General features: G+C 40.3%; 20 protein-coding genes. 16 read left to right on the top strand and 4 right to left on the bottom strand.

The genetic code is table 11. From position 1 onward, the window contains the following. Positions 1-190: 190 nt before the first annotated feature. From GSF13_RS24335 to GSF13_RS24325, 3 genes are all read left to right on the top strand, one after another. Complete coding sequence (locus GSF13_RS24335; RefSeq protein WP_088532202.1) at positions 191-394, top strand: bacteriocin-like peptide; 204 nt, start codon at positions 191-193, stop codon at positions 392-394. Between the two features lie 14 nt (positions 395-408). Then, complete coding sequence (locus tag GSF13_RS24330; RefSeq protein ID WP_088532201.1) at positions 409-621, top strand: hypothetical protein; 213 nt, start codon at positions 409-411, stop codon at positions 619-621. Positions 622-841: 220 nt separating this feature from the next. Then, a complete protein-coding gene (locus GSF13_RS24325; protein WP_211867374.1) occupies positions 842-1,078 on the top strand; it encodes a hypothetical protein in 237 nt (78 codons plus the stop codon). A 129-nt stretch (positions 1,079-1,207) separates the two neighbouring features. Here GSF13_RS24325 and GSF13_RS24320 read toward each other — a convergent pair whose 3' ends face one another. The 3 genes from GSF13_RS24320 to GSF13_RS24305 all read right to left on the bottom strand — a co-directional run bounded on the left by GSF13_RS24320 (position 1,208) and on the right by GSF13_RS24305 (position 3,046). Further along, positions 1,208-1,600, bottom strand: a complete 393-nt coding sequence (locus GSF13_RS24320; RefSeq protein WP_206473574.1) for a hypothetical protein — start codon at positions 1,598-1,600, stop codon at positions 1,208-1,210. A gap of 1,054 nt (positions 1,601-2,654) precedes the next feature. Further along, entirely contained in the window at positions 2,655-2,861 is a 207-nt protein-coding gene (locus GSF13_RS24310) for a hypothetical protein (RefSeq protein WP_211867372.1), read from the bottom strand. A 14-nt stretch (positions 2,862-2,875) separates the two neighbouring features. Then, the gene (locus GSF13_RS24305; RefSeq protein WP_206473570.1) at positions 2,876-3,046 is read right to left on the bottom strand and encodes a hypothetical protein; all 171 of its coding nucleotides are present in this window, start codon (positions 3,044-3,046) and stop codon (positions 2,876-2,878) included. 1,073 nt (positions 3,047-4,119) lie between these two features. Between GSF13_RS24305 and GSF13_RS24300 the strand changes: the two genes are divergently transcribed. The 10 genes from GSF13_RS24300 to glmU all read left to right on the top strand — a co-directional run bounded on the left by GSF13_RS24300 (position 4,120) and on the right by glmU (position 18,553). Beyond that, positions 4,120-5,475, top strand: a complete 1,356-nt coding sequence (locus tag GSF13_RS24300) for a radical SAM protein (protein ID WP_010607032.1) — start codon at positions 4,120-4,122, stop codon at positions 5,473-5,475. A gap of 127 nt (positions 5,476-5,602) precedes the next feature. After that, positions 5,603-5,821, top strand: a complete 219-nt coding sequence (locus GSF13_RS24295) for a hypothetical protein (RefSeq protein WP_010607031.1) — start codon at positions 5,603-5,605, stop codon at positions 5,819-5,821. Positions 5,822-6,102: 281 nt separating this feature from the next. Continuing rightward, on the top strand, positions 6,103-9,039 hold the full coding sequence (locus GSF13_RS24290; RefSeq protein ID WP_211867370.1) for a S8 family serine peptidase: 2,937 nt from the start codon (positions 6,103-6,105) through the stop codon (positions 9,037-9,039). A 100-nt stretch (positions 9,040-9,139) separates the two neighbouring features. Beyond that, complete coding sequence (locus tag GSF13_RS24285) at positions 9,140-9,703, top strand: hypothetical protein (RefSeq protein ID WP_211867368.1); 564 nt, start codon at positions 9,140-9,142, stop codon at positions 9,701-9,703. A 619-nt stretch (positions 9,704-10,322) separates the two neighbouring features. Next, positions 10,323-10,505 (top strand): hypothetical protein, encoded by a 183-nt coding sequence (locus GSF13_RS24280; RefSeq protein WP_010607028.1) that lies wholly within the window; start codon positions 10,323-10,325, stop codon positions 10,503-10,505. 81 nt (positions 10,506-10,586) lie between these two features. Continuing rightward, entirely contained in the window at positions 10,587-12,002 is a 1,416-nt protein-coding gene (locus GSF13_RS24275) for a radical SAM protein (RefSeq protein WP_100215558.1), read from the top strand. 39 nt (positions 12,003-12,041) lie between these two features. Next, on the top strand, positions 12,042-14,891 hold the full coding sequence (locus GSF13_RS24270; RefSeq protein WP_211867365.1) for an insulinase family protein: 2,850 nt from the start codon (positions 12,042-12,044) through the stop codon (positions 14,889-14,891). A 44-nt stretch (positions 14,892-14,935) separates the two neighbouring features. Then, positions 14,936-15,862 carry an MvdC/MvdD family ATP grasp protein gene (locus tag GSF13_RS24265; protein WP_206473567.1) on the top strand — a complete coding sequence of 309 codons (927 nt, stop codon included), beginning with the start codon at positions 14,936-14,938 and terminating at the stop codon, positions 15,860-15,862. Between the two features lie 78 nt (positions 15,863-15,940). Further along, positions 15,941-16,084: a hypothetical protein gene (locus GSF13_RS24260; RefSeq protein WP_157757260.1), complete on the top strand. Its 144-nt coding sequence runs from the start codon at positions 15,941-15,943 to the stop codon at positions 16,082-16,084. Positions 16,085-17,194: 1,110 nt separating this feature from the next. Next, positions 17,195-18,553, top strand: coding sequence for a bifunctional UDP-N-acetylglucosamine diphosphorylase/glucosamine-1-phosphate N-acetyltransferase GlmU (gene glmU, locus GSF13_RS24255; RefSeq protein ID WP_010607024.1), 1,359 nt, complete (start codon positions 17,195-17,197; stop codon positions 18,551-18,553). A 60-nt stretch (positions 18,554-18,613) separates the two neighbouring features. Here the strand turns inward: glmU and GSF13_RS24250 are convergent, their stop codons facing one another. After that, positions 18,614-18,802, bottom strand: coding sequence for a hypothetical protein (locus GSF13_RS24250; protein ID WP_010607023.1), 189 nt, complete (start codon positions 18,800-18,802; stop codon positions 18,614-18,616). A 196-nt stretch (positions 18,803-18,998) separates the two neighbouring features. Here GSF13_RS24250 and GSF13_RS24245 point away from each other — a divergent pair, with 196 nt between their 5' ends. The 3 genes from GSF13_RS24245 to GSF13_RS24235 all read left to right on the top strand — a co-directional run bounded on the left by GSF13_RS24245 (position 18,999) and on the right by GSF13_RS24235 (position 23,753). After that, entirely contained in the window at positions 18,999-20,243 is a 1,245-nt protein-coding gene (locus GSF13_RS24245; RefSeq protein ID WP_010607022.1) for an HlyD family efflux transporter periplasmic adaptor subunit, read from the top strand. A gap of 18 nt (positions 20,244-20,261) precedes the next feature. Beyond that, on the top strand, positions 20,262-22,400 hold the full coding sequence (locus GSF13_RS24240; protein WP_211867363.1) for a peptidase domain-containing ABC transporter: 2,139 nt from the start codon (positions 20,262-20,264) through the stop codon (positions 22,398-22,400). Positions 22,401-22,565: 165 nt separating this feature from the next. Further along, a complete protein-coding gene (locus GSF13_RS24235) occupies positions 22,566-23,753 on the top strand; it encodes a hypothetical protein (protein ID WP_174170145.1) in 1,188 nt (395 codons plus the stop codon). Position 23,754: the final 1 nt, after the last annotated feature.

Below are 23,754 nucleotides of genomic sequence, written 5' to 3'. Positions count from 1 at the left end.
ACCAATTTACAGTTTTAACCTATGTTTATGTTTTTAAAGGTTAAATTATATTTTTATAATTTGACTTGTTTATTTTTTATGTCTAAAGTTCGATTTGAGTTGAATATTTAATTCTCTCCTTTTTAAGGGCTACCTGCTTTGGCGGAATTGGTAGCTGGAAATTTAAGTTTTAATTAATGCGAGAAGAAAGATGAAAGAAATTAATAAAAATCAGATCATTGAAGTTAAAGGTGCTGGGTTTGCTGAGGCTGCATGTGTTACTGGCTTTGGTGCCTTAGGTACTCTTGGTGGCTTTATTGGCGGTGGTATCTCAGGCCCAGTTGGTATGGCCGGCGGAGCTATGTGGGGATTCAATATCGGTGTAACTTTTGGCACTGCTGTTTGTCTTAAATAATAGGGAAAATGATAATGTTAGAAATTAAACTTAACGAGTGTAAAGAAGTTTCAGGCGGCGACTGCATGGGTAGATTTGCTACTGGTGGCGCGCTTCTTGGTGGTGCTGTTGGTGGTGCTGCTGGATTCTTTGGCGGTTTTGGTTTTGGAGCTGGTCCAGGTGTTGTTGGTGGTAGCACGCTAGGCGGTTCATTTGGCATGATCGTCGGTGCTTATGCTTGCTACTAAAAAGCTGAGTGTTGGGGCTTAATAAGCCCCAACGTTTATAAATTTATGTAGGGGTAGAAATTTGAGCTTTTTCTTGTGTAATTTATTAATAACATTAACAATTTTCTTAATACCAATTTTGAGGCTTTCAGTTTCGGATAGTAGTATCATCAATTACTCTGTTCAATTGTTTCTTTTCATTTTTATATTCTTGTTTGTATTTTATAGGGGGAGAGTCCCTATGAAAGTAAAAAATAAGGAGCTATATTGTTATACATTTCCTTTTGTTAGGAAGTTTAAGTGTAGAGAAATAAAATCTTTAGATGTTTCTGATAGAAAAGTTAATATAGAATTTAAAGGTGCGGTTGCAGATATTTATGTTGATTACTTTTTTGGTATTAAAAGTGAAGTTAAAAATAGTGAGTTGGATAATGCCTTAGTTGAAAAAGGGTTTTTTGTGACTATTAGTTTTAGTTGAACTTTTTATATTGGTTGTGGGTGGAGGTTTTTTTATTCAATAATTGTAAAAAATAACGATTACCTCTTTGGAACTATGATATCGCTCTAGCTGGCTATTTATCTTAGCAGGCATAATATTTTCATACATCTACTTAGATCGCTTCAACTCCTCATTAATTTTTCTTGGCGACACATTCAACACCCGGCCCATGTAGGCTATAGAGTTTGTTTTTACTCGTTTTTCTTGCTTTAACAGCCGATCGGCCTGTTGTAGAGTATGGATAAACTCCTGACTTGGCTGCCCGGTGATTTTCCTCAAGATGTCTTTCATCACCCGTATGAGATAGTTTTTCTGTTTTTTCATCATGCGTTTAAATTGCTTAGCATGGGCATAGCCCGCTACTTTTTGCGCGGTCCTAGGGCCAATTCGTTCATAACTTTGCCTAAGCCGAATACCGGCTTGCTTAGCGAAACCAACCAGTTTATCACGGCATTTTTCTAGTAGTTTACTGTCCGTTGGGTGGGCTATATTTTTCTCCATGACGGTGCTGTCTACAACCACCTTTCGTAAGCTTACAGGCTTGATGGTATTACTTTTAAGACCAGTATCAACAGTTAACGAAAGCTCAATTCAACCCCATCTTCGCCAATTCGCTTGCGAAAGTGTGTCATTGAACTTGGGCAGCAAGGCGCTCATGAGTGAAAAATTGCATGCCACAAAAATATTGCCAATACGGGTTTTCGCACCACATGACCACCGTGTTTTCGTCAGACAATTTGTGAATTTGTTTCAGGTATTCGAGGCCCGCTAGAAGGGGGACAGGCTTGGCGTCAGCGCCTTTATCGCCATAGCGCTGTTTAAATCCGCTCTCTAAGCGCTGCTAATCAATGAGTTTTGCCAGCTCATGATGCGATGAAACGATATCAAGAAGCTTGAATTAAAACGGGTGTTTTTGTGGTGTGTGCCTAGTTGATTCTGGTGTCATTTTTACACTTAAATTGCGATGTTTTGGTTGTGTGATTCAAAAAATCTGCAATTTGAGGGTAGTAAGATCGTTTAGATCTTCAAGTAATTCAATTGGTTTAAGGATGAACATAATAAAACTTTCATAATCTCGCTGTGAGGTCGTATGGGTACATTATCAGTCCAACAAGTTTGAAAATTATAAATGGAAAGTGCGTAGTTGGAATTGATCATTATAAAGTTAGAGGTTCACCCTTCTTCGTCATTTATTTTTGATATAGCTACTTTTAGGATATAGATAGAAACAACCATGCAAAAAATAAAAAATGCAGGAAACTTATCCATCATAGGCAAATAAAATAACGAGACCATGATGTAAATTATCCATTCTGCGATCTTAAAATGCACAATGCGGTTCATAAATATTGAATTTATAATGAGAAAGCTTGATATGAAGCTAAGTAATGCTAGGATGCTGGCAGCATCTAATTTAAGATGAAATAAAAAAGGGATTAATATAAGTAATAATATAGATAATGAAAATTTATATGGCTTTTCTAGGATGTTATTCATTCTATTCTCTCTACTACGTTATCTAGAAAAATGAGGCTGAATTCAGCCTCATCAAAGGTTATTCCATATGATACAGATCATATGCAATCATACCAAGGCCCAAAACAAGACCAACATGACCACCAATCAGTATACCTCTGGCTAGATTTCTACCTGCGATTCTTCCGAACGCTCTTGCATAACGGTAGCTCGAGCCACCATTCACTTCTTGAATACTTTGAATACTTTGAATACTTTGAATGCTTTGAATGCTTAATTCTTGCATTTTTAATTCCTTAATTAATAGAAAATTGTACGATATGCAGAGTAAACCGCAAGAGAGCCGCCGATAGTACCCAGACTAATTCCAGTTACTTTAAAAGCAAAACCAACCATTGGAGGAATTATAAACGCTACCCCACCATTTACCTCTGCCATTTCTGCTGCATTTAGCTCAATCATGTTTTCCATTTCATTACCTTTTATTGATATTATAATTAGTCATCACTTCCGCCAAAGAAGATGACTTGTTCTAGAGGGAGTTCAGCTCGCCTCTGAAAATTATAAAAACAATAAAAAATCAAATTTTAAGAAATTAAATGAAAGTAATAAATTCATTGGTTTAGAGGAAAAAATATCAAAAAGTAATATTCTATAAGCATCTAGTAAGATGTTGTTTAGCAATCTGTGTCGTTTCATTAGAATAAACAAAAAAGAGGAATGGCGCATAAGCAAAGAGTTTTATTTAGACACTGGACAAGATTAAGAACCTGTCTTCATGTAAGGTTTTGATTTTTAGGATGTTCTTGAGGTAGACAGACTATTTATGCAAGTTGATACATTGTTAGAACGCTTCTCTAGCATTGATTACTTGAGGTGAGAGCATATTTTTTAACAAAACTAACTCTAGAAGAGTTTCTCTCTGAATTCGTCGTCAAGCCTAGCACCTAATGTTGCTGACTTTCTATGTACCAATGGTGGAGAATTTCTTCTTGTTGCATTATTTGCGCATCTTCAGGGACGGGGATAGATAAAAGTGTGTATCAATTCTTGTTGTTTGCCCATCAATTGCAACTAAGTCAGCAAGCTCTGGCCATTTCTGTTTGGTTTCTTTAGTAATTTATCAGCGCTTAATGCATAAGTAATATGCACTTATTCACGGCTGCACCCATTATTTTGTTGCTTGCTTTCTGACAAATCGCTTTTACTCAATGCATTGTTGAAAGATGATGTGATCCCACCGTGGGATTACCTGTAAGCAGTTTGCTTTTTAACCGCTTCATCAGAGGTCGTATACCATCATCTGAATTCGAGTGCTTAATCTCTCAAGCGTTAACCTGCTTCATTATTACTTAATGAAAACAGAGCTAAAAATCCCGCTAATTTTTATCAAACTCTTATTTTTTGAGAAGCTATTTTTATCTTTTTGTTTTTAAACAATAAATTTATTTATTGTAATTTGCCTTACAAATTTTTGACTGACATGATTGGACCTAAGTTTGAGACGCTATGACATTTGGCGTGTTTGAAATGGGGCATAAGGCATGACAAATACATTAGAAAACGCTGGTGTGAAGGTTCGAGAGTATGATCGGAGCACCTATGCTGTGTGGGAAATTACCTTAAAGTGTAACTTAGCCTGTAGTCATTGTGGTTCTCGTGCGGGTGATAAACGAGCTGATGAGCTGTCGACTACGGAAGCGTTTGATTTAATCAAACAGATGGCTGATCTAGGCGTAAAGGAAGTGACCTTAATAGGTGGCGAAGCTTATCTACGTCCTGATTGGTTGATGATTGCGTCAGAAATAAAAAATAAAGGTATGAGAGTCACCATGACGACTGGAGGTTACGGCATTTCCAGAGGAACCGCAAAGCGCATGGCTCAAGCGGGCATTGAAGCAGTCTCAGTTTCTATTGATGGTCTTGAAGATGAGCATAACAGTATTCGTGGCAAGTCTGATTCGTGGAGCCAATGCTTCACCACATTATCTCAATTTAAAGATTTGGGAGTACATACTGGAGTAAATACTACAGTAACAAGAAAAAGCGCAAAGGACCTTCCTTTATTGTACGAAAAATTAATTGATGTCGGCGTCAAAAACTGGCGAATCCAATTGGCCGTGCCAATGGGGAATGCGGCTGATAATAATGAGATGTTGATGCAGCCTTATGAATTACTCGATCTGTATCCATTATTGGGGTTGCTGTCAGTTCGTGGCAGAAAAGACGATCTCATAATTCAACCTGGTAATAATGTTGGTTATTTTGGTCCTTATGAACGTTTGCTTAGAGGGACTTTTATGCAAGAGAGTAAGTACTCGTTTTATACCGGTTGCGTTGCGGGACAAGGAGCTATCGGCATTGAAGCTGATGGTAAGATCAAGGGATGTCCATCATTGCCGAGCGAAGAATATACAGGGGGTAACATCAGGGAACGTACATTGAAGGATATTTATGAAAATGCACCAGAACTGAATTTTAATAGTCAAGAAATGGACGATGCGTCGATTGCACATTTGTGGGGTAATTGTAAGGGATGTAAATACGCGAAACTGTGCCGAGCTGGTTGCAATTGGACTGCTCATGTATTTTTTGGAAAGCGAGGAAATAATCCTTATTGCCATCATCGAGCATTAACTTTAGCCGCCAGCGGTTTACGTGAGCGCTTTCAGCAGCGCGTTGCGGCTTCAGGTATCCCGTTTGATCACGGTGTATTTGAAATCTATGAAGAATCAATCTCCGCGACATCTAATGACAACGTAAATCGCTTCACTATTCAGGGTATAAATTTTCCTCCTTCTTGGTTGGCGACAGACTCTAATCTGAGAGAGCGATTAAATAGCGAGAAATTAAATGCAATTCATCAATACAGAGCGTTAGGTTTAGCTAAAGCTGTGTGAGTGAATAAAAGTCTGTGGCGGCAGACTTCTAGGTGTAAATGATAGAGGCACCAAAACTTAGCGGTTTACCGCAAAGTATACTCTCGAGAGTACAAGCTCTATCAATAAATGTAATAAGGAAAATAAAATGAGAAATAAAAACTACGATATGCAAGAGCTGAATAATGCAGCCGAGTTACTTGAGTTAGTCGAAGGTGGCACACTGCATGATAATGGCTTAACACCTGTTCCTTGGGATTTTCCTCGTGTTATTCCAGACCCTATTGACCCAGTAAAGCCTCCGTTTCAAATGTCTTACGGTATCTGGATCCCACCATATGATTTAGCTAAGTACTCTTTGAAATAAGCAATGCTTAAGGGGCGGAAGAGATTTCTTTTGCCTCTTTGTTACCTCATACCCCAACTGTTTACTAGGGTCACAAATTTTCATCAGCAATAGCATTAGGCTTTCTTAACTAGTTGATAGTGCTCTGGACAAATCGTGCACTCTTAATCACAGCGACTACTTAACAAGCGACTGTTCAATAAGCGTCTCTCAATTATTAGCTGAATACTTCATATGGTGGAATAGGAAATAGAATAAACCCTTCAATACTTTGAAAAAGATAATAAAAAAAGGAATAGAAGATGAAATTTAGTAAACTTGCACAAAGTTTATTATTGGCACTTTTGCCCGTAGGGCACATATATGCATCTGGAGCCGATGAGAATACAACACCTATTGTTGTGAGCTACACTCAGGGAAATTTACCCTCAGCATTTGTTGCGCGGTCAACGCTGTTATCTTCAGATGGTATCCGTACTTATGCTTCTCTCACCGTTACCCAGAATGAACTTGACTCTCTACTTGTAGAATCACTTAATCAAGGTGGTTTACTGCGGATTGAGGGAAATCATAGGTATCATTTCCCTCAATTACTTTCTCATAATGCGGGTGATAAATCGCAAAATCAGCTTAACTGGCAACAGTTAACAAAGCTTTCTAAACTGGAGGTTCAGACCGTTGGTACAACGAAAGTGTGTCTGATCGATTCAGGTGTTCAACTTAATCATTCCCAATTGAGCTCACAGTTATTTTCAGGGCTGAGTAGTGAGTATGCAGGCTTCTGGTATCAAGATGCGATTGGGCACGGAACTCACCTCGCTGGACTACTTACCGATCCTGTTTTTGCGAACGGTGAAATATCCGTTGAAGTACGAAAATTACTACGGTCGGCTAATGGTGAGAATTCTATTATCCGCGATTCAGACCTAATTAGTGCCATAGAGCAATGTGCAAATTCAGGTGCTCAAGTGATTAATATGTCGCTTAGTAGTCCATACTTTTCATCTGCTACTCGAGATGTGATCGATAGACTTGCCTATGACAGAGACATTATTTTTGTTGCTGCTGCGGGAAATCACGGGATACCTCAATCAGATAAAGGTGACTACCTAGCGTTTCCAGCGGCTTATCGAAATGTGATCGCCGTTGGCGCGATCGATGAAAATACGGATCTTGCATATTTTTCCGCTGAGAATGCCAGTATTGATCTAGTTGCGCCCGGTGTGAATATTCGTTCGACAATGACGAATCGTAATCGAGTGACTGCGGTGAGCAATAAGGTAGGAAATAAACTGCACTTTGTTCAGATTGATAATGGTACTCAGGACTTTCCAAATGAATTGAGCTTAGTGGAAAATTGCTTGGTAGCGCTGCCTAAAACGCTATTGGATGAGCATGATACACAATATGCTCTATCCCCTGAAAGCAAGCAGTGGTTAAAAGATGCTACAGACACATGCGCTGATGCTAACGGTAGTGGGATAGTATTTACTTATGATGTTGGTATTGCAGATACTACCATTAGCAAGATCGATTTTAGTACAAGCTTCCCGACTCTACTTATTCCAAACTTGACGTTAACACACGGAAGTTCAGAGACATTCGATTTACAGGTTGATGTAAATCAGTCTGAGTATGCTGTTTTATCCGGCACATCACAAGCAGCAGCCATTGTAAGTGCTGGTATAGCCAAGCTCAAATCAGCTAACCCTAATGTGGATAGAGAAACGCTAATTCAAGCGTTATTTGGCAGTGCCGAAGACCTGGGACAACAGGGCAGAGATGGTAAATTTGGTTTTGGATTAGTCGACTTTTATAAAGCAAACCAAGTATTAAATGGCGAGATTGAGTTACCGGAGCAAGGTGTAAATCACTGTCCTGCTTCTTGGTATAGTAATCGCGCGTATACACAAGGGGAGCGTGTTGCTTTTGGCCGCTTTGTTTATGAAGCGAGCTATTGGTCAAAAAATCAAAACCCTTTATTCTCCGATGGTGATTATGAAGCGTGGAGCTATATCGGTGAGTGCGATAAAACTCAACCTAGTTATACCGCAGACTTCGATAGTGACTATGCCAGTTCTGGTTACCAGTTATCAGAAATAGAACGAATCACAGTGGTTTATTCATGTGAAAGCTACACACTAGCTTGTGGTGGAGGTAATTCTGGTGGCGGATTTGGTGGCTTCATTAGCTGGGGTTATGGTGGTGGTTCAGGTTTTTCTGACGGCGGAGGCGGAGGAGGCGGCTCATCATCAAGTAATCAAAATAGTCAAAAAGAGAAAGAAGCTAAACAATTTAAAGAAGATGCAGGCGATATTACTAACGTTGTCGCGCAATTCCAGTTGAAGCTAAAGCAAATATTAAATGGCCTAGACCCAAATAGTTCAGCCTATAAACAAGTCAATGGAATGCTTCAAAACTTAGGTAAACTCGCCGATAGGCTCAACAGTGGCGTACAAGGCTTTAGTCACGCTTGGAATGGTGAGGGTCAAGAAGCGTTAGCTGAGGCACTTGCATTTGTGGTTGCCGTTAAAACTGGTAAAACGATCGATGCTGTTGGTCGAATGTTAGGTAAAAACCCTGTAGTTGCTGTTGGCAAGGCTGCAGTCTCTGTTGGGTTCAGCTACGCGGCTGGTAACAGTGTTGAAACAGCTGTTGAAAATTTTGTTTACGATACGTATGTCAAGGATGCGATGACTGCTGCTAGCTACTATCAAAAAGTCGTGAATAAAGGAAATGAAATACTCAATGACATGCGCTGCGGTTATCAGCGGGTAACTAGACCCGATATGTTATGTCGAGAGCATCTGAGAAGCATCGATCTGCTTGATAACACGTACATTGTTATGCTTGATCTAGATAACAATGGTGTTCGCTGGCAGTCCGCGCAAGCAGACAGAGAGATTTCCTTAGGTCAAAGTGACGGAATGTTATTCATAGACTTTAACGGAAGCGGCGAGCTCGACAGTGTTAATGAAGTGCATTTTGGTCATGCAGATACTCAGTTGGATACTTTATTGCTATTAGATAGCAATCGCGACTTGAAGATAGACGCATTAGATAGCAATTTTGACCGTCTAATGGTTTGGCAAGATCTTAACGCGGATGGTCGAGTCAATTCGGATGAATCTATCTCTGCCGCTAGTTTAGGGTTGGTAATCCATTTAGAAACTCCAAGCTTACAATTTACAGCGACAACTCATAGCGGTCCGATAGGACTAATTAAGAGTAAGCAGTAATCGGCAAGCAGCCATGGAATGCTAGTTATTTTGTGGCTGCATATTTTCCATAGTTTGCAGTAATATCAACTTAAAAATAGCAGTAAAGGGAACATCAATCGTGGACGATCACATACAAACCTCTCCCCGAGGGGAGTCTACACTGGTAGATGAAGTAAACACTACGCAATTTTACTTTTCAATTAAAGTATCTCGTCTATTATTTGCATTAGCCGTTTTTTTCGGCATATCAGCTTGGATGTCGGAGGGGGTATACTCACCGCAGAGCGCAGCGTCGGCGTTTAAGTCTGAACTTCTCAGTAACCCTAAAATACTTTTTTGGTTTAGCTTATACTGTGTCACTTTTATGGTCTCGGCTGGATTTTACTTGTTGGTTACGATTCAAAATAAGTTGGTTTTAGATGTCAAGAATTGCACGATTGTGATTTCTTATCTGTTTTTGCGAGACAAAACGATCGATTTTGAAAGCCTTGATAGCTTATTGGTGTTTCAAGATGAACATGAGCCATCTTTATTTGGCTTACATTGCCAGGACAAAGACCAACGCAGGGATAAATATCTAAGTAAGGGTATATGTTGGAGACTAGCAGAATCGCAATTGGCAGCATTTCTTCAAGTGATTAAAAAACACCGATTAGATCTCGGAGTTTCGCCTTGGGATTGAAGTGTACCAAACATAGTAAGCATCACTCTTACGAGATTATTCATAAACTTTTCCAAACTCCTTTCGCATCACACGACTGTTGATCTTAGTAGGTCATACTTTTGAATGGCCATCATCATTTTATCTCTCTAGGCCGTACGCTCATGTTATAGACACTGAATGATTAATGGGGGCTCATCAACTGTCTCTCATCTGTCAAAGTGTTTAGTTTGATTTTTACATTAGCTGAATATCAATATCAAACCAATAATATACTCTTATTTGGCCATAATGTTGGTGCTTAAGATTATGATAATTATAGTTAAGTTGTTTTTTTCCTTTGTTTGATTTAAAACTTTTTTAGCAACAATATTGAGCCATACCGAATTGAAGAGATGTGTTATTTACCTTTCACACTTTGCAACTTTAAGTCGGTCTGGCAGGTGGCTGTACTCAACTCTACTTCTCCACTTTGTCTGAAAATCGATTACCAAAAAAAGCGAGATAGTATCAATCTCAGCGCCACAAAAGGACAGTGGTTCTGTGTTGGTTGGAAGATCTAGCGATGCCTTCCATTTGAAGCTTCAAACTTGGTAATCAAACTACATGTTATTTTTTAAAAATAAATTAGGATAATAAAATGAAAGACTTACATCAAAATATGCAAGATGTTACCGAAGCAAAAGAACTACTTGTAAAAGTAGAAGGTGGTCTATCACCTATCAAATTCCCTGGTGATGACAAATTACCACCTTGTGACTGGTGGGTTTGCCCTCAGCCGTTATACGGCGTAATCATCGATCCTCCATTTGAAAAGTTCTAAGAACGTTTCGAATAGATCGTGATTGTGTTGGTGGCGCGTTATGCGCCACCAATAAGACTTGAGCTACTAGGGGTTAAAAATATGTCAGTCAATATGGATAGTGCAGGAATAAAAATAAAAAAAGAAGCACGCCAAACTTATGCAGTATGGGAAATTACGTTGAAATGTAATTTAGCGTGTAGTCATTGTGGCTCGCGAGCAGGAGACAGCAGAGTAAATGAACTCTCCACAACAGAAGCATTAGATTTGGTCCATCAAATGGCTGACCTAGGCATTAAGGAAGTTTCACTGATTGGTGGTGAAGCCTTTATGCGCCCAGACTGGTTGATGATAGCTGCTGAAATTACCCGCTTGGGTATGAAAGCATCAATGACAACTGGCGGCTTTGGTATTTCTGAAGGAACAGCTAAACGTATGAAGCAGGCTGGTATTTCAACAGTTTCTGTTTCTATTGATGGATTAGAAAAAGAACATGATTTGCTCCGAGGAAAAGTTGGAGCTTGGAAGCAATGCTTCCTGACAATTGAACGATTGACCAACGTAGGAATTAATGTTGGTTGTAATACTCAGATAAATCGTTATTCGGCAAAGCAACTGCCTTTGCTTTACCAGAAACTTGTAGATGTGGGGGCTAGAGCATGGCAATTGCAGCTAACAGTACCTATGGGTAATGCTGCAGATAATGATGAAATGCTATTACAGCCGAATGAATTACTTGACGTTTTCCCTCTAATTAACTTTCTATCTGTTAGAGGTAGGCGTGATGGCTTAGCTGTGCAAGCAGGCAATAACATTGGTTATTTTGGACCTTATGAACGTCAGCTTCGAGATAATAAATCCACTCATTCTGAATGGGCTTTTTATAGAGGTTGTGGAGCCGGCCAGAATACACTCGGTATAGAAGCTGATGGGAGCATTAAGGGCTGTCCTTCATTACCAACAAATGCATACACTGGCGGTAACATTAGAGAGCGTTCACTACGCGATATCTATGAAAATACTGATGAGCTTAGATTCAACGATATTAATAAACCTGAAGATGCGACCAAACACCTTTGGGGAGAGTGTGCAACCTGCGAATTTGCAAAGGTTTGTCGTGGCGGTTGTAACTGGACCTCTCATGTATTCTTTGGCAAGCGTGGAAATAACCCATATTGCCACCACCGAGCTGTAAAGATGGCAGTAAGAGGTAAACAAGAAAGGTTTTTCATTCGAGAAAAAGCGTCTGGAGACCCATTTGATCATGGGGTATTTGATTTAGTTGTTGAAGATTTCAAGCCTTTGGATCCACAGGATACTTCTGTATTCAGCTTAGCACAGGCGCAATTTCCTGAAAATTGGCTTGAAGCGGACCCCAATTTGGTCAGGCGTTTGTTTACTGAAAGGGGCCTTGTTATGAAGCAATACGTTGACTCAGGTATTGTACCTAAAGAGGAATCTCCTTGGTTCGATAAAACCCAACGAGAAGCACTGATGTCTAGCGCTGTGCCAGCCTAAGTAATTATAACACCGATAAATTTTAGAGGTATGTGAGTTATGTTTAACAACAGATTGTCTTTAGTCGCTTTGGCATTACTTTCTCTTAATGCTACAGCACAAAAAAATACTACGATAACGCAACTGACTTCTGCTGTACCATCTGATATTGCACAGTCTCAATTTATCAAAAGTGTGCAAGATGACAGAAGTTATGATGAGCTCGTATTGGAAAATGGCCTACGAGTTGTGGTTGTCTCAGACCCCAGTATTTCAGAAGCTGCTGTAAGTCTGACGGTTGGTGTTGGCCAATATCATGACCCTGAATCTTATCAAGGGCTGGCGCACTTTCTGGAACATATGATCTTTCAGGGATCTAAGGCTTACCCTAAGCCAAATGCATTGAAGGATTTTATTAGCAAGCATGGCGGACAATATAATGCCGCCACTGAATTGCAAATGACGAGTTACTTCTTTAGTTTACCGCAAGATAAATTTGATACTGCATTGACGATGCTTAGTGATGCAATCGTTAATCCTCTTTTTGATAAAGAAAATATTGATAATGAAATCAATGCAGTAGATCAAGAGTGGCAACGATTGAGGCAACAAGATAGCTTCGTGATTAACCGTACGGCCGCCGTAACCGTTAATCCAGAGCATCCAATTAGAAAGTTCGGTGCAGGCAATAAAGCTTCATTAAAGAGTAAATCAAATAAGAATGACCTCTATGCAGCGATGGCTAACTTTTACAAGCAGTATTACTCTGCAAACTTAATGACAGTGACGCTAGTGGGAGGGGAGTCGACTGGCGAATTAAAATCGTTAGCAAAAAAGCACTTTGCAAAAATAAAAAACTTACAGGTTGAACCCCCAATTATTTCAACACCGGTATTTACAGAAGCTACACTAGGCCAAGAAATCAAGCTCCAAACCAAAGTTGCTACCGATCTATTACTATTACAGTTTCCATTGTCTTCAAACTTTGCTAATTGGCAATTTAAGCCAAATGCGTACATTCAAATGTTATTGGCTTCTCAAGAACCGGGGTCCTTGGCTGCTACGCTGACTGAGCAAGGGTTAATTGAAATGATGCTACCTATGTTGATACCCAATAGCTACGGCCTTGAGGGTACTGCGCTGGTACAATTTATGTTGACTGAAAAAGGCAAGATGCATCAGGAAAAAATAGTCGCAGCATTTTTTGATTACGTTGAACTCATTAAGGAAACTGGGATAACTGAAGGATATGCCGCTGAGCTAAAACAAATGCTTAGTGGTCAATTTGAGAGCTACCAAAAGCCTCCCGCGCTTCATTTGGCAATGCAGTTTAGTCGTATGATGCAAACTGTACCTGCTCGCGATATCCTTCATTTTGATACTTATTTTAAAGGTTTTAATTCAGCAGTCATTCGCGAAAGTTTATCTAATCTCACCTTAGAGAAAGCCAGAATATGGCACATTAGCAACGATGAAAAAACGGGCACTTCTTTGCAATATGCACAAGGTAGCTACCATGTTGCTCCTTTGTCCGATTCGGCGAAAAAAAGTTATGCAGATTCAGGGTTGAACTTTAAGTTGCATTCGCCTTCTGTAGAAGAAGAGGTTGCTACACAGCTTGTTAAGCAAAGTAACGAGCTACCTAGCCAAGTTGTTGCATCAAAGGGTATTAGTGCTTGGTTGAAAAATAGTGAACATTTTACACAGCGTCAGGGCGTTTTAGGTATATCCATTGAAAGTGCAGTACTTAATCAAGATGTGAAAAATCACACAATGCTGAACTTGTTAAATGTGATGATGATAAGAGAGCTGCAAAGGTTGGGGACTCGTGCTCAACAAAGGCATCAGATAAACCTGATGGCGATGCAGAATGCGCAAGGAAATTTAGCGATCACTCTCTCAGGGAAAACAGGAAAGCAAGATTATTATGCTGAGCAGCTTTTTAAAGAAATTACCGGCATGGAAATTTCGGAATCTAGACTTGAAGCTGCGAAAAAGTTGTATTTAGAATCTTTAGAAAATCTAGATAAATTGCCGCTTGCGTACCAGTCGGAACTGCATTTTGGTCGACAAGTTAAGACTGAAGCGATGTTGTGGACAACAGAGCAGGTTATCGCACAACTTAAGCAAGTTAATACCAAGGAATTAGCTAGTTTTCACAATAAGTTAGTAAGTAACACTTACATCGATATATTTGCATTTGGTGGTTATGACCAAGCTGATGTGCAAAGTCTTGCGTATAAAGTAAGAGAAACTTTTGGTCCAACATCCCAGACCCAAAAGTCACAGATTACGACCAAATATGCTCCTCAAAAAGGTTATATGACGAATGATAAACAGCGCTCTTCACTGGATAACGTTTATTATAGAGAGAGTTATATTTACGCCGAAAAATCCGCGCCCACGTATGCTGCGCTTATGGTGTTGAACCAGTTTTTTAATAGCTCAATATTCAATACTTTGAGAACTGAAAAGCAAATGGCTTATGCGGTAGGGAGTAAAGCGTTTAAGGTACATGATTATCCTGCTTTCAGTTTATTTATTGAAAGTGCAAATACCTCGTTACCAAAGATTAAGTCCGAGTTTGATAATTTCATTATGTCATTTTATCAAGGACTTGAAAAAATGGATGAGAAGGAGTTTGAGGTTGTTAAAGATGGATTGCTTGTCAGTTTAGAAAAGCAGCCTGAAAATGTATTTATTGAATCTCAGCGTTACTTCGAAGATTGGTTGAGTGGTAGGCTCGATTTTAGTTCTCGAGATGAGCTGATACATTATCTGAAGCGTGTGAATAAGTCACAAATTATTCAAGCCTATCAGCAATTATTAATTGACTATCAGGGTGAAGTGCAATTGCTTCAAATTAAAGGCCCGAATTCTAATAGTGAATACTTTGAATTTGAAGAATAAATTCTGCGGTAACGCAGGTCAGTATTGCGAGGCTTAGAGTAAAAATGGCAATTATTGTTATGGGACAAGTTGAAGATGGTCATACCCAGCATATGTTTCAACAGTTAAAGCGCTGTCGAGATGAGGTATACCATTTTCAATCACATGATTTTCCGTCAAAGTGTCAGTTGAGTTTTGATTTCGTAGATAATAAACATTCGATAAGCCTTGCCTGTGGAACACAGATTTCTCTTGATGATATTGAGGCTGTGTACTGGCGAAATTTTTCTGGGGTGAGTGATGAATCGACACGTGAGAATGTGGGCAGTTTGGATAGCTTAGCAGCACAGGACAGCATGGCTACTATCCGCACTTGGATGCAGTTAAACAATAGTACTCGCTGGTTTAATAGCTGGGCGGCATATCAATATCATTTGGAGAAACCGAGGCAGTTGGCCAGAGTAAAAGAGCTCGGCTGCCTGGTGCCTAGTACTTATATTGGTAATGAGCTTCAAGCGATCCAAGCGGCATATAAGGCTTTTGATAAAGCGATATTCAAACCAGTTTATGGCGGTGCATATACGGAATGGCTAACTGCTCAGCATATTGACCCAGAGCATGCTCTCGTTGCTCTGCAAAAGTCACCTATCACTGTGCAAGAGTATATTGAAGGCACAAATGTACGTACATTTGTGGTTGATGGCAGAGTTGCTTCAGTTGCAATTGACAGCAACAGTGTTGATTTTAGAGAAGATGATCTTGCAAGTATGCGATTGGTCAATACGCCTTTAAGTATAAAGAGCCAAGCGATCGCCGTAACGAAAGCGTTGCAACTTAACTGGACCGCGATTGACTGGAGACGAACGGCGACTGGTGAGTACTATTTCCTTGAAGCTAATCCCTCACCGATGTTTCTCGGTGTAGAAGAGCGCACTGAAGTGCCAATCACAAAATGGCTGATAGATGCGATGACAGAAAGTAAAAATAAATAATTTTAACTGTTTTGGTATAAATCGGGTGGCGGCCCTCTCGTATCAAAACTTACTTGTAGATGTAATAAGGAGAAAACTATGCATCCATTTTCATTAAATAAAGCGCAGCAAAAGAAAGTAAACGGTGGTTTACCTATTAAAGATCTGAAGAAAGAGACGCAGCCTGCTGGTTGTGTTGAAGGTGGCGGTATCATTCCACCTGATTTCTTTAAAGATATGTAATTAAAAAAGAGCCAGAGTGTACGCTTTGGCTCTTTTTTATACTTTTTAAGTAAGCGGTCTTTAAAACTATTATTTTTTGGATTTTTAAATGAAACCGTAGTTAGCGTGACTAAAAATGGTAAAGTTTATATAAATCAATGAATTATTGTTATGGCGCAGCAAAATAAAAACCCAAGTCATTCTACAAGTGGAAATTCTGGTGATTGAGACCGTGACCAAGACCAGCAATCATCTGACGACAAATCCCTAGGAGATGCTCATGATGATGGCTATGGCGGTGATCAGGAGTGTTATACAGCTTATACAAACTCTGGTGATGGTGAAGTTGAGCAAGTAACCTGTATGTAATAGCTAATGATAACAACAAGGGCAGCGATAGTTTTGCTGTCTTTATAACACGAGGGGTTAGATATTGAACTCGAGTTATTTGTTAAAGATTCTATTTTCTGTGGTCTCTTTTAATGTTTTCTACTTACTTTTTACTCTTTTCTTTGAAAGAGACTTTGACTTTTATGTCTCAATTTTTGGCAGTTTTGGTATTCTATTCTCGATATTTGTTTTTTCATCCGAAGATGAGTGAGTTAATTGTTTTTAACGAACCTGAGATTTACAAAAACTAAAATTGCCGTTGAGTTGTGAAGTTTATCTTATCCGGCAATGTATTAGCTCTATGCTTTTGGTAACTCTACCTACGAAACCGTTGTATAGCTATTTTTGAGCTCTTTCATTATCTTCAGTGTTTCCGTCAGCTTAGTTGTCATGCATATCATGGGATCACTATAATTGGCGCACAGTGTTTGAGATTCATCTATATGTGGCTGGTGTAGGTTGATGAGCTGTTCGCTGCCCATTGAAAGGAACGCTCTCGATACCGGATAAAAAGCTGTGTGCGGATAAACACTCTCATTATCAATAGTTTCTTTTTCAGCCGGATACTCTCTTACGTTTCTGAACAATCCCCGCTACAATATTGCAAAATTTGTACTGAGTAAGTACTTATCTGCCTGCTAATTTTAGGTATCGCGATGCACATAGAAGTGATGGCGTTAAAGGCGTAAGTATAGAAAAGTACACCTGTTTAACTGACACAAGAAAAAGGATCCTGTGTTCATGCCATTAAATACAATTATTCTGGCTGCGGGTAAAGGTACCCGCATGCGCTCAAAACTGCCAAAAGTACTTCACCCTATTGCAGGAAAGCCAATGGTGCAGCATGTCATCGATAATGCGGTGTCTCTTGGGGCGCAATCGACCAATTTAGTATTCGGACATGGTGCGCAGCAATTAAAAACTGCTTTGGCACATAACGAAGTAAATTGGGTTCATCAAGCTGAGCAATTAGGTACTGGTCACGCGGTTGCGGTTGCGAAAGAGCATATTGGAGATGAAGATAAAGTTTTAATCCTCTATGGTGATGTTCCACTGACAAAAAAGAGCACGTTACAGCGTTTACTAAATGTGACGCCAGATAATGGCCTTGCTGTACTCACTGTTGATTTAGCAAATCCAACGGGCTACGGCCGTATGTTACGTGAAAACGGCAAATTAGTTGGTATTGTGGAGCAAAAAGACGCGTCTGCTGAGCAACTTGCTATTACCGAAATCAATACAGGCATAATGGCGGCAAATGGTGGGCTACTAAAGAAATGGCTTGGACAGTTATCTAATAATAATGCACAAGGTGAATACTATCTCACTGACATCGTTGCTATGGCGCACAGTGAAGGGATAGAGATTACTTCTGCACAGCCTGATGACGAAATGGAAGTTGAAGGTGCGAACAACCGTGTGCAGCTTGCTGCTTTAGAGCGTGCCTATCAGGCTTGGCAAGCAGAAGCTTTGATGGTTAACGGTGCAAGTCTAGCGGATCCTGCTCGTATTGATGTCCGTGGTCAAGTAACGACCGGCGAAGATGTTCAGATTGATGTTAACGTGATATTTGAAGGTCATGTTGAAATTGGCGATGATGTCGTCATTGGCCCAAACTGCGTACTTAAAAACTGTAAAATCGGTAATGGTGTTGTAATTAAAGCCAATACCCTTATCGAAGATGCACTGGTCGCTGATAAATGCACTTTAGGTCCATTTGCTCGCCTGCGTCCTGGGGCGATAATGGAAGAAGACTCTCATATTGGTAACTTTGTAGAGATGAAGAAGTCGCGCCTAGGTAAAGGATCAAAAGCTAATCACTTAACTTACCTCGGTGATGCCGAAATAGGTGAAAAAGTGAATATTGGTGCTGGTACCATTACTTGTAATTACGACGGCGTTAATAAGTCAAAAACCATCATTGGAGACAATGCTTTTATCGGCTCAAATTCATCACTAGTTGCACCTGTTGAGATCGGTAGCACGGCAACGATTGGTGCGGGCTCTGTTATTACGTCAACTGTAAAAGATGAGCAGCTAGCAGTAGCGCGTGGAAAGCAGCGCAACTTAGATGGCTGGCAACGCCCAATTAAAAAATAATTAGTTCATAAAGAGAAGTAGTTGCTGTAAGACTACTTCTCTAAGGGCTTTATAAATAGATTAGCCATAAGGATTGAGCTGAATCACGCAGATATAACCACATTTAGCTGAGTCACCATAGTCTGTTTCTCGTAGATGTGTATATAAGTGTCCACCAGCACCATTTACTTGTGGTGTCATTTTTAAAGGGATGGCTTTTTCGTTTACGTTAAGTGACTTCATAGCCTTTTTATTTAGTTTTAGCTTCATTTGTAAATTTCCTTTTTTTGTTGTGAGAGTATGTTTATACAAATGTTTTTTAATGTCAATAGCTTGTTTTTTGAACTTGTGTGAAGACTGGTGTAGCTTAACTACACAGCTCTATTTCATTCCTTTCTGTTACCGCCCGTGGTACATTGTATTTTCAATAAAAAAATATTAACAATAATATTACCCAATAAGTGCTATGGAAAATTTATTTCGCCGTGAGGTGTTTGAGCATAAGCAGCATCGCTTAGAGGGCACAATTAGCTTAATCCAACCACCTGTATTTAAAACACTGGGGTTACTCATTTTAACGGTTGTGATTTTAAGCATCGTGTTTCTATCAAGTGGTAGCTATACCAGAAAGGAAAGAGTATCTGGCGTTATTGAACCCAGTGGTGGGCTACTGCGCGTTGCTGCAATGCAACAAGGTGTGGTGTCCGAAGTGTTGGTCAAAGAAGGGGAGCAGGTCGCTGCAGGACAACCTTTACTGCGTATTGCATCCGCAAAACATAGCACCGAAGCCACTGAGTTAAATCAAGCATTATTGAATCAATATCGCTTTCAACAAAAGAACTTACTACAGCAGATAGAGCAACTGCGTGGACAGTACCAACTTGATATAGAAGAGCTGCAGCAACAAGAAACCACCGCAAGAGAAAAGCTAAAAGAGCTTGAGAGCCAAGCGGCCACGTTCCAAGAGCGGCTGCTACTCAATCAAGATTTGGTATCACAAATTGCAACCTTAAAAGGCACTGGGTATATTTCTGAACTTGAATTACAGCGCCAAAAAGACACTTTGCTTTCACTAAAGCAGCAAGCTTCTTCAATTCGCTCAGAGCGTATAGCGCTAGAATCGCAGCTTAAAAACATCAAAAATCAATTAGCTAAATTGCCAATTGAACACCAAAACCGAATTTCTCAGCTGCAATCACAACAAGCCGATCTACTGATCCAAATCTCGTCCATTGAGCAGGAACGACTTGGTGAAGTCCGTGCTACCCAATCAGGTATAGTCACAGGATTGCTTGCTAAGCTTGGTAAAAATGTTTCCATGGGGCAGCATTTACTGACCCTTATCCCAGAGCATAGTGATATGCAAGCTATTGTTTATATACCAACTTCAGCTTTTGGTTTTATCAAAGAAGGTCAGGAAACTAAATTGCGCTATCATGCGTTTCCCTACGAAAAGTTTGGTATTTACAAAGGGAAAATTGTGGAGCTTAGTAACAGCGTTATTTTGCCCGAAGAAACCAATATGCCTGGTATTATTCAAGAGCCCGCTTATCGAGTCGTGGTTGAGTTAGACGAACAAGCTGTCAAAGCATATGGTAAAGACACCGCTTTGCGGGCTGGTATGACTTTGGATGCCGATATTGTGGTCGAAGAAAGGTCCTTGTTGCGCTGGTTATTTGACCCAGTATTTAGCATTAAAGGTCAGTTATAAGAAGTAAAAAGGGTTGATATGGAAATGGAACACGAAGGCGCGGCCAGCAAGTTAGAGTTTTGGTCACGGAAATCTTTACCTGTGATCATTCAATCGGAGGCTGCTGAGTGTGGTCTTGCGAGCCTTGCTATGGTTGCTGGATATCACGGTTACCATACTGACTTAACGCGTCTGAGACAGCGCTTTAGTATTTCAATCGAGGGCTGTACGCTGCTCGATATTATGCACTTTGCTGAAAAACTTCATTTAACCTCAAGACCACTTCGGATTGAACTTGAAGATCTTGATGCACTGCAAACTCCGGCTATTTTACATTGGAACATGAATCACTTTGTGGTACTGAAAAAGGCCAACGAAAAACGTATTGTGATCCATGATCCAGCCAGTGGTGAAAAAACCTATACGATGGAAGAGGCTTCTAAACACTTTACAGGAGTGGCACTGGAGCTGACTCCGACAAAGGAGTTCGAAAAGAAAGAGCAAAAAGCGAGTCTTAGATTTGCTGACTTCTGGAGCCGTATCACTGGCTTAAAACGTTCGTTACTGCTTATTTTTATGCTTTCTATTTTGCTGCAAGTGTTTACGCTTGCTGCACCATATTATATCCAATTGGTGATAGACGATGTCATACTAACCGGGGATACCTCATTACTTACTGTGCTTGCGGTTGGATTCTTTTTAGTACTATTGTTTGAGATAGCCACCAATGCACTGCGGGGCTTTACGTTACTGCATTTTGGCAATCAAATGAATATTCAGTTGGGAGCTAATCTCTTTCACCATTTAGTACGTCTACCCATTACCTATTTTGAAAAGCGCCATATGGGGGATGTTGTTTCACGGTTTGGCTCTCTTCAGCAAGTAAAGCAGCTACTTACAACAGGAGTAATCGAAGCCATCATTGACGGTTTAATGGCGATAATCACTCTAGCGATGATCTTCTTCTATAGCCCCATGCTATCTGCCGTCGTAGTTATCGCCGTTATTGCTTACGCGATTATCCGAATTGCTATGTATAAACCATTTCGCAATATCAGTGAGCAGGAAATTATGGCGCGCGCTGAAGAAAACTCCAACTTTATGGAAACGGTACGCGGAATTCAGACGATTAAATTGTTTGGTTCAGAGGTTAAGCGAGAAGGGCAGTGGCAAAATCGCTACGCTAGTGCGATTAACCACAATATCCGCTTGGGCAATTTTAAAATTGGTTATGACGCGATTAACCGAGCACTGTTTGGTGTTGAGAATATCATCGTCGTTTATTTAGCTGCACATCTCGTTATTGCTGGTGGATTTAGCACAGGGATGCTGTTTGCTTTTATGTCTTACAAGCGTCAATTTATGGATAAAACCGCTAACCTAATCGAGAAACTCATAGAGTTTAAAATGCTGGGCTTACATTTTGACCGCATTGCCGATATTGCTTTAACAGACAAAGAAGAGTTGCAACCTGATCAATATCGTAAACTGAATATTGAAGGCAAAATAGAGGTGAAGAATGTTTCCTTTGCGTATTCTGATGCAACACCAAATGTTATTGAAAAACTAAACTTAACAATCAATGCGGGTGAGTCAGTAGCAATCACAGGGCCTTCCGGTTGTGGTAAGTCGACGTTACTTAAGTTAATGCTGGGGCTAAATAAACCATCCAGTGGTGACGTTTTGGTGGATGGCATATCTCTTAGCCAAGTTGGTGCAAGACAGTATCGTCAGCAGATAGCTGCGGTGATGCAAGACGATGAGCTCCTATCCGGTACTGTGGCTGATAATATTGCCTTTTTTGATTCACCAATCAATATGGAAAAAGTGGTGCATTGTGCTCAATTAGCAGCTATCCATGATGATATTAGCGATATGCCAATGGGCTATGACAGCCTGATTGGTGATATGGGGTCGAGCTTATCCGGCGGTCAAAAGCAGCGGATCATCTTGGCGCGTGCTCTGTATAAAGACCCTAAGATTCTGTTTATGGATGAAGCAACAAGCCACCTTGATACGGGGCTGGAAGAAGATATCAATGAAGCGGTATCGCGGTTGAAAATTACCCGTGTGATCATTGCGCACCGTAAAGAAACTATCGCCTCGGCTGACAGAGAAATTAAGCTCAAAAAGCCAGAAAAGATGGACTCGGAAATGGAAACGTCTGCGTCGGAATAGGCCGTGAGAGAAAGCTGGTACCAAGCTTGCTCCCGTTTTCTGAAGCTTAGTGTTCTTCAACCGTTTATCACGCTAGTTCACCATTTATCTGAGCATTCTTCCGTTTGTCGTTTGGTCTCCAATTGATGGTAGCAAGCCGTATGCTACTCACATCTGGAGGGCATAATGCAAAAACGAATCAACCACTATTTATTATCAACCATTCTCACCTTGTTAAGTTACTCAGCGAATGCAACGGTTGAGTTTGATACAACTTTGCGAATGAACATACAAGATCTTAGTGCCAGTAACGGTCAAATCTTTGATGAGAAAGACACGACTTCCTGGTTTACTGCTCTCGATGTTAGTTCAGAGTTTAATGGGATTAGAGTTGCGGCCACTGCAAACTGGATGAAAATAGCAGGGGGGTCTGAGCTCAATGTTGAAGTTTCTGAGGCTTACTACGATTTCACGTTAGGTGATTGGTTTGCGTCAGTCGGCAAGAAAAAATTGGATTGGGATGTTGGCTATGGTTTTCGGCCTCTAGACATGTTTTCTCCTACTGATTCTCTTGCAGTTTATACTGCTGTGCCACCTGGTGCGTGGATGGTAGTGGGAGACTATTTCACCGAAACTGGTAGCGTAAGCCTTGTGTGTAACGAAACTACTCCAGATTATCTAGAAAAAGGGGTGAAAGTGGCAGCAAGCGCTGGCTGTGGCGGGCGCTATTATCGATACTTCGAGAGTTTTGAAGCTCAGGCCGTTGCACATTATGATGAAAAGTTAGGCGTGAGAGTTGGCGGTAGTGCTGTTACTGTTATTGGGGATAGCATGGAAATTCATAGCTCATTACTTTGGCAGCAAAGGCATAGAATGCCGATTTTTGACCCGCGCATATTGCAATCAGACAGCTTTATTCCTTCAGTTCAAACACAATGGCAGCGTGGTAGTCTTCAAGCCCTGATGGGTATCAATTACAGTTTTCGTTTTGGGATGACTCTGATTGCTGAGTATTGGTACGATGGTCGCTCACCGAGTAATACGCAGTGGCGTGACTTAATTAGGGCTGCAGATGGTAATATAGAAAGTCATCAGTTACACGTAATGCGAGGGCATTTTGCGACCCAAAATTTGTTCAGAGATAACTTGCTGCTGCACCTGAGGACGTCATCGACAACTTGGCAACCTACATTAACTTGGGTTGTAAACCCTAGTGATAACAGTATGTTGATTGATGGTAAGCTATGCTATAGTGGCTTCAAAAATAGCCCACTATGTGGTGGTATTAGGCAGTATGTGGGTGGTAATGAATCCATCTATGAGCAGCTTAGCTTTGACAAGACATGGTACTTTTCTACGGAACTAAAATTTTAAT

It is taken from the genome of Pseudoalteromonas sp. M8, from assembly GCF_018141365.1.
Lineage (GTDB): Bacteria > Pseudomonadota > Gammaproteobacteria > Enterobacterales > Alteromonadaceae > Pseudoalteromonas.
The sequence above is the reverse complement of the archived record's forward strand: the minus strand, read 5'-3'. Positions and strand labels throughout refer to the sequence as shown.